The 12,947-nt window shown below is 44.9% G+C and carries 10 protein-coding genes; all 10 read right to left on the bottom strand.

The features are described from left to right. Nucleotides 1-462: 462 nt before the first annotated feature. Complete coding sequence (locus A3GK_RS0109355; RefSeq protein WP_018029192.1) at nucleotides 463-2,406, bottom strand: LTA synthase family protein; 1,944 nt, start codon at nucleotides 2,404-2,406, stop codon at nucleotides 463-465. A 103-nt stretch (nucleotides 2,407-2,509) separates the two neighbouring features. Continuing rightward, complete coding sequence (locus tag A3GK_RS0109350; protein ID WP_018029191.1) at nucleotides 2,510-3,466, bottom strand: glycosyltransferase; 957 nt, start codon at nucleotides 3,464-3,466, stop codon at nucleotides 2,510-2,512. A gap of 13 nt (nucleotides 3,467-3,479) precedes the next feature. Next, nucleotides 3,480-4,676 (bottom strand): glycosyltransferase, encoded by a 1,197-nt coding sequence (locus A3GK_RS0109345; RefSeq protein WP_018029190.1) that lies wholly within the window; start codon nucleotides 4,674-4,676, stop codon nucleotides 3,480-3,482. Nucleotides 4,677-4,681: 5 nt separating this feature from the next. Continuing rightward, the gene (locus tag A3GK_RS0109340; RefSeq protein ID WP_018029189.1) at nucleotides 4,682-5,707 is read right to left on the bottom strand and encodes a glycosyltransferase family 2 protein; all 1,026 of its coding nucleotides are present in this window, start codon (nucleotides 5,705-5,707) and stop codon (nucleotides 4,682-4,684) included. Between the two features lie 21 nt (nucleotides 5,708-5,728). Continuing rightward, on the bottom strand, nucleotides 5,729-6,568 hold the full coding sequence (locus A3GK_RS0109335) for a glycosyltransferase family 2 protein (RefSeq protein WP_018029188.1): 840 nt from the start codon (nucleotides 6,566-6,568) through the stop codon (nucleotides 5,729-5,731). Nucleotides 6,569-6,637: 69 nt separating this feature from the next. Continuing rightward, entirely contained in the window at nucleotides 6,638-7,390 is a 753-nt protein-coding gene (locus tag A3GK_RS0109330) for a UDP-2,3-diacylglucosamine diphosphatase (RefSeq protein WP_018029187.1), read from the bottom strand. Nucleotides 7,391-7,399: 9 nt separating this feature from the next. Further along, nucleotides 7,400-7,720, bottom strand: coding sequence for a metal-sulfur cluster assembly factor (locus A3GK_RS0109325; protein ID WP_026161830.1), 321 nt, complete (start codon nucleotides 7,718-7,720; stop codon nucleotides 7,400-7,402). 9 nt (nucleotides 7,721-7,729) lie between these two features. After that, nucleotides 7,730-8,770, bottom strand: a complete 1,041-nt coding sequence (locus A3GK_RS10795; RefSeq protein ID WP_018029185.1) for a S41 family peptidase — start codon at nucleotides 8,768-8,770, stop codon at nucleotides 7,730-7,732. Continuing rightward, nucleotides 8,770-9,708, bottom strand: coding sequence for a hypothetical protein (locus tag A3GK_RS0109315; protein WP_155799503.1), 939 nt, complete (start codon nucleotides 9,706-9,708; stop codon nucleotides 8,770-8,772). Before A3GK_RS0109315 ends, A3GK_RS10795 begins: the two co-directional genes overlap by 1 nt. Then, the gene (locus tag A3GK_RS0109310; RefSeq protein WP_018029183.1) at nucleotides 9,692-12,409 is read right to left on the bottom strand and encodes a DNA gyrase/topoisomerase IV subunit A; all 2,718 of its coding nucleotides are present in this window, start codon (nucleotides 12,407-12,409) and stop codon (nucleotides 9,692-9,694) included. The genes A3GK_RS0109315 and A3GK_RS0109310 overlap by 17 nt, the downstream gene beginning before the upstream one ends. Nucleotides 12,410-12,947 lie beyond the last annotated feature (538 nt).

Below are 12,947 nucleotides of genomic sequence, written 5' to 3'. Positions count from 1 at the left end.
CTACGCAAACTTGGTGTCTGCAACGACTTAGCCAAGCTTACATCCTACTGCGGAGACCGCTACGAATGGGTGGTGAGACGTACATGCGTGGTACGAGCTATATCGAAAGATGTACTTGCCCGCAGAGGCCTTGTAAGTTGTTTGGACTACTATGCGATTAGACACTCTTTGAAAACGAATTAAACCGCCGTATGCCGAACGGCACGTACGGTGGTGTGAGAGGGAAGGAAACGAAAGTAGGTCAGAAAACTTTCGTTTCCCGACCTACTCGATTATAGAGCCTATTGCACGAAGGCGATCTGCTGCGTTGCTTTCGGGATTCGGGCTCGGTCACGTACGTGAGTACGCTCCCAGCGCTCTCACCCTCAGCGCCTTGCATCTCATCCTTCGTCCAAAGTCTCAGCACATTTGATTCAAATGTGCGAGAATGGCACTTCATGCAACATTCTCATATCGGACCTATTACTCTTCTTTGGCGGGTGGGGGAAGGACGTCTTTAATGGAAAAGGAGGTCTTGAAGACTCTGTGGTTGTAGTCTTGGACGATGGCCTTGAAAAGTCGTGTATAGTGCTCTTGTACCTCACTAGAGGGCATAACTGCTTTATCGGGTTCGGTCTGTAGATAGGGCACAGGAGCCGAAGCCTTGATATCTCCAGTAGGAGTCATCGTTAGCGTAATCTCTTTGGTAAAAAAGATATACTGGCCTTGGAAGTAATTAAGTGCTATATGCTCCGCCTTCGTATCAAAGATATTGCTTCCATAGCTCAGCACAGGATCCTCAATACCGAGTAGGTACAGCAGGGTGGGGAGGATATCGGTGTGTTGCACCACATAATCCTTAATCTCTCCCTTGAGCTTCCCTTGCGGATCATAGAATGCAATAGGAGCTGCCGCATGACCCGCCAAGTTGTTGTACGCCGGGTGATCACTCTGATTCGTATGGTCCGCTGTGATAATAAACAGGGTATTCTCAAACCAGGGTTTATCTTTGATTTTATCAAAGAATTCCTTAAGAGCTAGGTCGGCATACTGTGCAGTTTGGTGGATAGGCAAGGTTCCTTCCTTAAACTTCCCCTTAAATCCAGGAGGTAGCTTAAATGGGTGATGATTGGAAAGTGAGAAGAAGAGTGCTCCAAATGGCTCTTTCAGATTATCCATATCCTCTGCCATAGCCTGCTCAAACGGTAGATCGTGTATACCCCAAGTGCTTATCTTTACAGAGTCGTTATAGTGGTAGTGCTCTTTATAATTGGTTATCGTGTACTGATCTTCTAGCCCAAGTTTATTTAAGAATGAATAAAAACCCATGACTCCATCAACATCTCCGTGGTAGAACTTAAGGTGATATCCAGCGTCCTTAAGGGAGCGGGGTAATCCAGTGTCAAAGGTGGAGAAATGCTGATAGTTTTCAATGACCACTTCACTATCATTAAATGTTCCACCAAATGAAGGCAGTGAAACAAATACTGAGGGGAATGATTCTACCGATCGCTTGCCTGATGCAAATCCATACTTCGCATAGAGGGTGTTGGGGAGCAGGGAGTCCAAGAAAGGAGTATAGGAAGGAAAGCCTTCAATATCTCTGTTAAGATATCCGAAATACTCTTTTCCCATACTTTCCAATAATATTACCATCACATTCCGCCCTTTCATTGAGCCGTATAGGCTGTCGTTCTCAGAAAGAGGTGCAGCTTTATATAGTGGTGTATAAATATTTGAAACTTCTTCGTCGCTGAAGAATCGGTATTCTATGCGTCCACTTGGCCTTTTTGCTAAGGAAAAAGGAGAGTTGTATAAAATAGGAAGCTGATCATAGTCAGATATATAGGGAAGGATAACCGTCATGCATTGAGGTTTGCCAACGAAGTCCCAACGCCCTCGCATACTAAAGAATAAAAATACGATAGCCAGTAGAGAAGCTACAATATTTAGTAGTAGAGGTTGCTTGTGATTAGGGTCTCTTTCGTACTTTATCAACCTAAAACAGACAATGCCGATAATCATTATCACAAAGAAAGCAAGGGTTAGAGGCCAAAACTCCCATATGAAGTCTTTGTAGAAACCAAACATACTTTTACCCTCAAACTCACTGAATACAGTAGAATTGACCCTTCTCAGAACAAAAGGATAATACCCTGTATCGGAGACATTCAAGAATGCAAATAAGGTAAAGGGAATAAAGTAGGCTGCATAGCAAATCCGTCTATACCACTTATTCATTTCAATCTTTGCAGGTAGGTAAGCCCCAACTATCATCATCATGTAGTAGAGTATAAAGCCAAATCCAATAACAACCATATCTATGATATAGCCACCACGCATCAGACTTATCAGCTGTTGAAAATCTACATCTGGAAAATGACTTTGATTGTAGTAGAAGTAAAGAAGGCGGCAAAGTTGCATCATTAATAATGCAACAAAAGTATGCCAAATCATGGCAACCCACCGATTGTTTGTAGTTATCATTTTATGGATAAATAAGTATTTGTCGTTTACTACTGATTGTAAATTATAAAATAGGATAGTAGGGGGTTCTCTTAAGACCGATAAGATGTTTTAATAATCTTCGCCAATGTTTTGAACTTAAGCTATTGAGAATACCCATTTTCTTTTGTAGATACAAGTCTTTTAACGAAAGACCAGGAATGGAAACAAGCATACGGTATAAGAGCTCGCCAATGTGCTCTCGTGGAAAGCAAGGTGCATTGCTGACAATGGATAAATCTTTAAATGAGATAGGGGCATCAATGGAGGGAAGTCCTGCTTTAGATAAGTAGTAGTTGAGTATATCTAGTCTAGGTCTAGAAATAAAACCGACCATTTCATTGTGTTTTGCTTTCGTTACATGTGTTTTACTTATTCTATATAGCAATAGTACTTGAGGTATATTTTCGAAGCGGTATTTAGGAAAAAAGCGAACCCAAGCTTCATAATCTTCACCATACCTAAATTGGGGGTTAAAAAAGTGTGGGTTCTTATTGAGAAAGGTCCCCCGAAACATTACCGTAGGGCAGCCAATACAACTGTCAAGATATAAAGTAAAGTCCTTTTGTTTTTGAGGGTATTTATACACTTCCTCATGTGAGCCAAAAGTCTTTAGCCAACTTCCACAAATGTCTATATGTTTATTATTATTGAGAAAATCAAGTTGTACTTCAAATCTGTTTTTTAGTGAAATGTCATCTGCATCCATCAAAGCTATGTATGGTGCATTACACATCTCAATAGCTGTTTGTTTGGCATTAGCAACTCCAGTGTTTTTATTTAATGAGACAACATTCACTCTTGAATCATTCGCTATGTAGCTTCTGAGATTTCTTTCAAATGGGTAATCCGGTCTATCAATTACAATGTTAAACTCTATCTCTTGTATCGTTTGATTTAAGATAGAGTCAATGGCTCCTTTAAGCCATTCGAAAGGTTCGTTGTAGCAACTCATTGCTACTGAGATAATGGGTTCACTCATCTGTTTGTAATAGTTAGAACTTAATATTAATATCTAGCAAGTCAGAAAAAAGTTTTTCCCACCTTTGGTTGTTAATGTTTGGTGCATAATCTTTGCACTTTTCAGGAAGCCTACTGATGATTTCTTGCTGTAGTTGGTCGTTAGTGCATAGCTCTTCAAGTTTGTCAGCAAATTCCTTTAAATTGTTATTTGAGACTATCCGTCCATATTGCTTATCCTTCCCAATCATCTCATAAATAGCCTCAAAAGAGTCAAAACTAATCGGGATAACACCTTGTTGTTGGGCTTCTAAAATAGTCATTGGCCACCCTTCGAATGCTGAAGTAAAGCAGATAATTTTGGCTCTTTTATAAACGGACATAGGGTCGGAGGTGCTCCCGCAGAATTGTATTCGAGAAAGCCTTAACTTATCGGCCAATTGCTTTAGTCCTTCTTCGGCATCACCACCACCCCAGATTTGTAAATGCCAACTCTTAGGTAGCTTTGATTCAATCATTGCCCAGATTTCAAGTAGTAAGTAGATGCGTTTCTGAGTATTATCAAGACGCCCCATGAAAATGACTAAGTCCTCTTTGTCGGTTTGCGAGGCATCCACCTCAAAGCTTGTATCTGCCGTATTTGTAGCGACTATAATAGAGTCTTTCTCTTTATTGGTCAGGTTCAGATCGTTTTCAAGTTGTTCCTTGTAGAATTTACTCAGTACAATAGTTTTATCATAGAGTTGAATGTTTTTTTTGTACTGTTCCTTTATCTGATTCAACTTCGCATCAGACTTCTCGTATCTATGCTTTCTAAATAGGTTATACCACAGTTTGCTCACACTTAGTGGCGACGCCTTCATTTTGTAAACGACCTGATACCATTCCCAATAGGGCAAGTTATGAATCCACCAAACTAATTTGCAATTACCTAGGTGTTCCCTATCTTTATTGTTAAAAAATGGTTGCCAAATTGGAGCAAAGATAACATCTATACCTTCCTCCCTAACGATTTTATACAGTGCCTCTTTATTAGCTTGTGACTCAAATCTTCTTTTATTTGGAAGGTAATGTATCTCCAACCCTTCAAATGGAGGTTCCCACTGACCCCAAAAGTATTGGACAATATAGCACACCTCTATTCCTTTATCATGAAATAGCTTTGCCGTAGTGTTGGTAACTGTCCCTACACCTTCTCGCCCGAAGGCTGTTCTCAAGAAAGCGACCTTCATATTGCTTATTTATTGGGTGCCAATTCATCAAGAAGCTGAAAAAGAGTTCTCTGGGTTTTAACCTCTTTTTCTGTGGGTGGATTATCAAACACTCCCTTTTCTTTGAGCCGTAGTAGCTCTATCGCAAGAGCTTTTCTATCCTCCAGGTTCATTTTTTTGCCCTTAAGCTTAGAAAGAATTTGCCCTTTGATTACTGGCCACTTGCATTCAGCGCTCCATTTGCTTTGCTGATAACTTGATGCCTTACTTTTATAAAGGTCATCAGTATGCTCAAGTCCAATGATCCAATTCTTCACCTTTTTACAGTGGGTCGAGGAGCGGTCAATTGAACCGATATTCGGAAAGTAATAGTAGAAAGGTAGGTTAGTGATTACTGTTCGTGGTTCTTTCAGTACCACTTCACTCCACCAGGGAAAATCCTCAAATATCACACCCTTCAGGAATGGGATATCTTCAATGAGCTCCTTCTTGATTAGGTGACGCCAAACATAGAAGTGCTTAATAGGATTCTCAATATTGGTATGGCTATTTTCTGTAATATGCTCAAATACATTATCGGTTGTATAGCTCTTGATCTCCTTTAGATCGTATCTTTTCTTGAGCCCTCCAGGTACTGCATTGTCTATATTAAAACCTAAAAAATGTCTGACAAGTAAGTAGGGGCGAAAGTAGGGATCCTTATACCAGGTTACTACTTCTGCCTTCTCCCTCTTCATTAGAGCAAGAGCTAGCTCAAAGGTTTGTGGGTGAATGAGGTCGTCAGAGTCAAGGTAGTTTATATACTCCCCTTGAGCATTTTGCATACCTACATTCCGAGCATCAGATAGGCCGCCATTTTCTTTGACTACGATTTTGAAGCGACTATCCCTTGAGGCATACTCCTCCAAAATTGATTGGCTATTATCTGGACTGCCATCATTTACACAAACAGCTTCCCAGTCCGTAAAAGTTTGAGCAAGCACACTATCCAAGCATCTCCTTAGATACTTTTCTACATTGTATACAGGGATAATTACTGAAATCTTTGGCATAAAATTGTCAATGTCAAGGTGCTATACAATATCTCTGAAGCGGGGGGGGATTTCGACGATGAAGCAGAGACCGAGCATGGCTGGCTTATTCCAGGCGTAGGGCGGACGTATGATTGTCTGCATTGTGCGGGCTACCTTAGTAGTGCGGTCCCAATCGCGTGCTTTATGATTCGTTACCTGTTTGATGGTCTTAGAGCGCTTGGCGATGTGCTTTGTCCAGCCTGCTTCTCTTCGGTCTGGGTCGGCAAACCTTGCTTCAATGCGTCGCATATCGAAGTACCCGAAGTGGAAAAGGTAAAGGTTCTTATCAATATGGAAGTTCTTTCCCTTGATCCGATGGAATCCAGATCCCCACTGTAGAGGCGCTGCTAATACGCTCGGCTTGGTATATCTAGTGGAGAGGCGTGCATACTTACGCTGATTAAGGAATGGCGTATCATCCTCCTTGATATCCGCCTCTTTGCCAAGGAACTGTCCTACATCCACTCCAAGACCAGAAACACTATTCTTAATATCCAGACTGCTCAGGTACTCGCGTAGTCCTTTACCTACATTAGGGTCTACCACTAGGAGTTCATCGGCATCTACACCGATCACAAGGTCATATCCCTTCTCAAAAAGCTCCTTAGCTCTATTGGAGAGAAATAGCAAGCGCTCCTTCTCCGCCGATACTACTTGACCTTTGATCTTATCTACCGCCACCACTTGAGCTTTGGGGCACCAGTCTGGTAGCTTCTGATCTTTTCCATCGAGATAGATGTATAGGTTTTCCTCGCCCAATTCAGCACCATAGTATCTTGTCCAGTGCTTTAGGTAAAAGTCGTCGTTACGCACCATCGTAATGGCAGCAATCTTTTTCATCTCCACAATCCAAAAAGTTTATAACCAATCCATTGTTAATACATCGTAAAGATACACATAATATATGATCTACGCCTCAAATAGGTTGAGGGCGAAGGTGGTGCCGTCCCATTGGGCATAGCTAAAGTGGGTAATCCAGTCGCCAAGAATCACCACTCTAGATTGGCGAGAGAGCATCAGATCGAGCATTATATGGCGGTGCCCAAAGATGAAAAAGTCGGGGGCGTCATTAGGGTGCTCTACTAGATACTCCTTAGCAAAGTCCACTAGATACTCCTCCTTTTCGCCTCGGTACTCCTGCTTGTATTGATCCTTCAATCCCTTCTTGCGGCTATGCAGTGCCCAGCGGTGTGCGAAGCCCACAGTGAGCCAAGGGTGCAGACTTCCATATAGCTTTTGGCATATCCGATTATGGAAGATCGCTCTGATGATCCTAAAGCCCCTATCATCCTTGATAAACTCGTCTCCGTGTGCGATATAAAACTTCTTACCGAGTAGCTCAAAGGTAGTAGGAACTCTATGCACTTGGCAACCAATCTCCTTAGGAAGGTAATCATACACCCATATATCGTGATTACCAGTAAAGAAGTGAATCTCCACGCCATGATCCGCCATATCGGCCAACTTCCCAAGGATACGGGTGTAGCCTCTAGGCACCACATACTTGTACTCAAACCAGTAGTCGAAGATGTCACCCACCAAAAAGAGGTGCGTCGCATCCCCCTCTATCTCCTTCAGCCAGCGTAGAAACTTCCGCTCTATCGCCAAAGGGTCTTGGTGAAAGTAGGCACCGAAGTGGGTGTCCGAGGCAAAGTAGATCATACACCTTCCTTAGAGTAGTCCCAGTTCCAGCTTTGCCTCGTCGGTCATCATATCTCGGTGCCACTCTGGCTCAAAGGTGAGCTTAATCTCGGCACTCTTCACCCCTTTCACACTCTCTACCCTCATCTGGGCGTCGGTGATGAGGAAGTCTACGACAGGGCAATTAGGCGAGGTGAGTGTCATCGTCACCACCACATGCCCCGTTTCGTGATTCACATCTACATCGTAGACCAATCCTAGGTCGTATATATTCACTGGTATCTCAGGATCGTAAACCGTTCGTAGTGCTTTTACGATCTCCTCCTCCATCTGCATTAAATTATTTTCCATCTCGATGGTTTACTTAGTGGGGTAGGGTACCCCTTTAATTTCAAATACTTTCTTTATCGCTGTGATGAGAATCCTATCCTCTGCATCAGGCTTCTCATAAAAGCTATCATTATGCACTTCAATATCGGGTGCCACACCTCCCTCTAGTAGCACCATATCCTTGTCGTAGCTCTTCACGGCAGAGTAGCGTACCCGCCAGCCATTAGGCAATTCGGCTGAAGCCGGCATGCCAGCTCCTCCGCCCGACTGCTCTCCTATCCGGATCACATTCTTGGCACTCCTCACCTTGTATAGGAAGTCGTTGGTGGCACTGTAGCTACTCCTATCTTGCAGAATCAGCACCGGCTTCTCCGTAAGTGTCTTGATAGAGCTCGGACTGATATAATGCGCCTTGGGTTTGGAGAACTCGTGATGCCCTGGTCCTGTCTTGTGGACCGTATAGCCGATGAGGCACTTCTCCTTAATGAAATAAGAAAGTAGCTTATCGCAATTATCTAGGGAACCCCCACCATTCCCCCTAAGATCCATGATAATGGCATCACTCTTCTCAAAAAGCGAAAGGATCACCGGCATATTGCCAATACCACTGGAGAAGCTACCATAGGACATATAACCAAAAGAGAGGGTCCGCTCCTTTGTGGCAAAGAGTCCATACCTCATCCCGCCCGAAATCATCAAACGCCCAGATAGATCTCTGCGTCGTGCATAGATATTGAGCCCCGTAGTAGGGTCGGGGGCAATGGGGTAACCACTGATATCAAAGTCGGAGTAGAGGTTGACATGACCATCCTTCAGCTCATTCAGCATATCCGATAATAAATAGAAGAAGCTCAGAGTACTCTGCTCTGACTCCTTTAGCTTTGCCAAATAACGGTCGTGCACCTCATTCCAATCCACCCCCTTCTCCTCAAAAAAGCAGTAGTGCTCATCCATGATCTTCCAGAGTGCTTCAAAGTTGGTCACTTGATCAGCCTCTCCTGGTGTCTCTGGAATACAACCACCTAGGGCAATCACCACCAGTGAAAGTATAGCTAGTCTTATCTTATTCATTAGTCACGATATCTATTGGTGATTTGTGGCGAAGCAACCGCTTTTCCTCCCGAGAGCTTAAAGCTATCCAAGGAAAGTCCCACCACTAGATTCCAGCACCCCGATTTGTAGGTGGTATGATTGATTTTCTGTCCGAAATAGCTATGCTCCGCCCCCACCGTGAGGGTGAGATTGTGGATAGGTAGATCAATAAGTAGCCTCTGCTTGATGCCAATTGTATTATGAAAAGAGCCGAAGTGAATCGCTATCTTGGCTCCATTATCGCCCGAAACGTAGTCGTAGTAGCTCTGCCCATATTCTGGGTGAAACGCCCCCATCATCAACGGTATTTGAGCAGAGTAGCTGATGCTGAGTGGCATGGTCTTCCATGGGATTTGATACCTCAGGCGTCCCCAACCATCTAGCCCAATATTTGCCTTCACATTGCCTATATTATTGGTGTTGGACTCCTTGATATGCCCTCCCACATTGAGTGCTAGGAGCGGGGCAAGGTCTAGGGATAGCCCTTTGTGCTTCACTACTCGCCAGCTAGGACCCACGGAATAGTCCACCCCGAGACTATACATCACCGTACCATTGGCTTTATTCTTGAGAGAAGCTAGATTGAGTGACACATCTTGATAGATATGCCATGAGCGTTGGCTGGATGCCGCAAAGTCGGTGAGGAAAGAGAGCTTTCCCTCCATTCCACGGTGTGCTATGGGGCTAAGGTATTGGTCCTTTACCCCCATCTCCCCAATGTGAAATAGATACTTAGTGTGGGTCATGGGTAAATTACCCTCCCAGCTCCAAGGCTCTCCCTCTACCCACTTACCTAGTTTTTGGTACCACTTCTCCTGAGTAGGCTCTTGTGCCAAAGCTACAGAGCAATAGATAGGCAGAAGTGCCACGAGCATCCACCCCCTTCTCCAATGGTTCTGCTTATTCCTCCTCATCATCCTCTTCAAACTGTAGCATCTTCTGTCCGGTTGCCTCTTCAATAAGGTGTAGTGTCTCCTTGAGATCATCTTTGGACTTCTTGCTACTTTCCTTTGGCTCCTCAGCTTCTTCCGATTCCTCTTCCGATTCTTCCCCCTCCTCTGGTACTCTTGCAGGAGGTAGCTCCTCTACTTCTGCCACCTCATAGTTACTGATCCGCTTTCCTTTGGCTCGAATGCTCTTTTCACCGATAAATGTTTCGGCGTCTATCTCGATCGGCATACGGTGCTCGTCTCCTCCGCCAAAGGTCACTTTGATCAGTGGATATACCTCCTCACTCAGGAGTAGCACTCTATTTTGCTCCTCTCCTTGGATAAAGGTGCGACCGCCATCCTCCTCTATTGGGAAGCGCTTAATATAGGTGTATTTTGCCTCCTCATCGTAGTAGACCAGGGTCCATATCTTATCAGGGTCGTATGGCTCAATCACCTTGATATCTCGCTCGAAGTGGGTGGCATCGCTATACCCTGTGGTGTAGCATTCTCCATTTTCCCTAATCACCAGAACTTGGTCATCGCCAGCAAACTCGCCTAGGAAGGTGCCTCGTTCATCATAATTGATGCGGAAGACATCCCAGTCAAACCAGACCTTCCGGCCCCCGAGCGTGCTAGCCCCTTGCTCCTTGAGCGTTACCTTGAATACATTCCCTCGGGTCAGGAGGTTCCCTTTGGCGGTGCGCCCTTTGATCAAGATCTCAGCAAAATCTCGTTCAAAGACCAGCTTTCTCCTCCGCTCCCTTTGGGTAGGTCGAAGAACCACCTTCACCGTCTCAGCCTCTCCATTGGGGTTGGCGGAGAAGTAAAGGATCTTAGAACCCGGCTTTTCCTGTGTCACATGGTACTCCCGATCACGAATCAGCGATGGGATATTAAACCTCTTGATGTAGGCAGCCCCATTCTTGCCATCTCTGTAGATCACATTATATATAGTACGCTTGTCATTGCGGATCCAGCGAGCTATGTGTATGATCTCTTTGCCAACGAAGGCTTTATCGGCCACCTTGGTAATGAGGTACCGTCCATCTCTCAAGAAGACAATTACATCATCGAGGTCCGAGACTTCGCAGACAAATTCGTCTTTCTTCAGACCTGTGCCGATGAAACCGCCCTCACGATCTACATAGAGCTTTTCATTTTTCAGCACCACCTTAGCGACTTGAATCTCATCAAAGCTTTGGATCTTGGTGAGGCGGGGATATTTATCGCCATACTCTTTGAGTAGCTTTTGGTACCACTTGATGGTGTAAGAACGAATGTCATTCAGCGTCTCTTTGATCTCTGCCATCTCCTTTTCAAGCCCTTTAATGAAGAGTTGGTTTTTCTCTTCATTGAAGCGAAGGATGCGTGCCATCCGGAGCTCAAGCAAGAGCTTTAGATCATCGTCCGTCACAGGGCGTATCATTCCCTCCAGAGCATCGGATAGTCGCTCACGGATATGAGCAATCGCCACTTTTAGATTCTTGGCTTGCTCAAACTCCTTGTCCTTGTAGATACGTCTCTGGATAAATAGCTCCTCCAAAGAGCTCTTAAGGTGCTGCTCCTCTAGCTCCGCTAGTTTGATCTTTAGCTCAGCACGCAGGTAGGTCATGGTGCGCTCCACCCCATCTTTGAGTACCTCTGTGATAGTGAGAAACTCTGGTTTGTCATCACGGATCACGCAACAATTGGGGGCAATGCTCACCTCACAATCAGTAAAGGCGTAGAGGGCATCAATCGTTTTGTCGGACGAAGTGCCAGGAGGTAGCTGTATCTCAATATTGACTGTGGCAGCCGTCTTATCATCAATTTTCCGTACCTTGATATTACCCCGATCATTCGCCCGCATAATCGACTCAATGATCGAACTGGTGGTACGACCAAAGGGGATCTCCGTGATAGCAAGGGTCTTGGCATCTTTTTTCTCAATCAGTGCCCGCACCTTGATTTGCCCACCACGCTCGCCGTCATTGTAACGGCTAATATCCATCAGCCCGCCTGTTGGGAAATCGGGATAAAGCTCAAATTCTTCTCCTTTGAGATAAGCAATGCAAGCCTCCAGTAGCTCACGGACGTTGTGGGGGAGTATCTTGCAGGAGAGCCCCACCGCAATACCTTCTGCACCCTGAGCAAGGAGTAGGGGAAACTTCACCGGTAGTGCCACCGGCTCCTTGTGAGTGGCATCATAGGAGAGCTTGTAGTCGGTGATTTTATCGCTGAAAAGCACCTCTTTGGCAAAAGGGGTGAGCCTTGCCTCTATATACCTAGCGGCAGCTGCTCCATCGCCCGTGAGGATGTTACCCCAGTTACCTTGGCAGTCAATCAATAAGTCTTTCTGACCTAGCTGCACCAATGCATCGCCGATACTGGCATCTCCGTGGGGGTGAAGCGACATGGTCTGACCCACAATGTTCGCCACCTTGATCAGACGATCGTCCATCTGCGACATCGTGTAGAGAATGCGTCGCTGTACTGGCTTCAAACCATCCTCTATGTGGGGCACTGCACGCTCCAGAATTACATAGGAGGCATAGGAGAGAAACCAATTGCGATACATTCCGCTTAGCACATAGCTACCACTCCCATCCTTAATGGAGTCTTCGCTGGAGTGCTCTGAAGCTGGCAGCTGCTCACTATTTTGGTCTAGCTCGTCAATATGTTCGTTTTGATTATTTTCTTTCATCATTTGGCTCAATTTGCCACAAAATTAATCAATAATTCAGATTATGCCAAGTAGAAGGCCAACCTAGTCCATGGGTTACGCATTAGAAAGTGTCTGAGTAGCATTCATTGGAGTGCCTATGGGGGAAGGACCTCGGCAGAGGTCCGCGCTAAATAGGCACAGGTCAAGGCACGCAGTGCCGATGACCTGTGTATAGATAGGTGTACAATACCCTTGCGACCCCGGCCGAGGGGTCGGACAACCCTATCTCTAGGTCTGACCCCTCAATCGGGGTCAAGGAGGTGGTGAATATGCTCTTACACACAGGTCGTTCGGGGCTAACGCCCCTCCGACCTGTGCCTATTTAAGAGGGACCTCTGCCGAGGTCCTTACGCCATTATCCTCAACAGATTGTATATCATCATTCGTACAATAGTCTTTTCTAATGCGTAATCCCTGCCAACCTAGTTCTAATATACATATATACATATAGGGTACTTATCGAACAACCTAAGGCATTACTGATTCGTAACCTTACTTATAGCCTCAAATACATCGGCAC

The sequence above is a fragment of the Porphyromonas somerae DSM 23386 genome (assembly GCF_000372405.1).
GTDB lineage: Bacteria > Bacteroidota > Bacteroidia > Bacteroidales > Porphyromonadaceae > Porphyromonas_A > Porphyromonas_A somerae.
The sequence above is the reverse complement of the archived record's forward strand: the minus strand, read 5'-3'. Positions and strand labels throughout refer to the sequence as shown.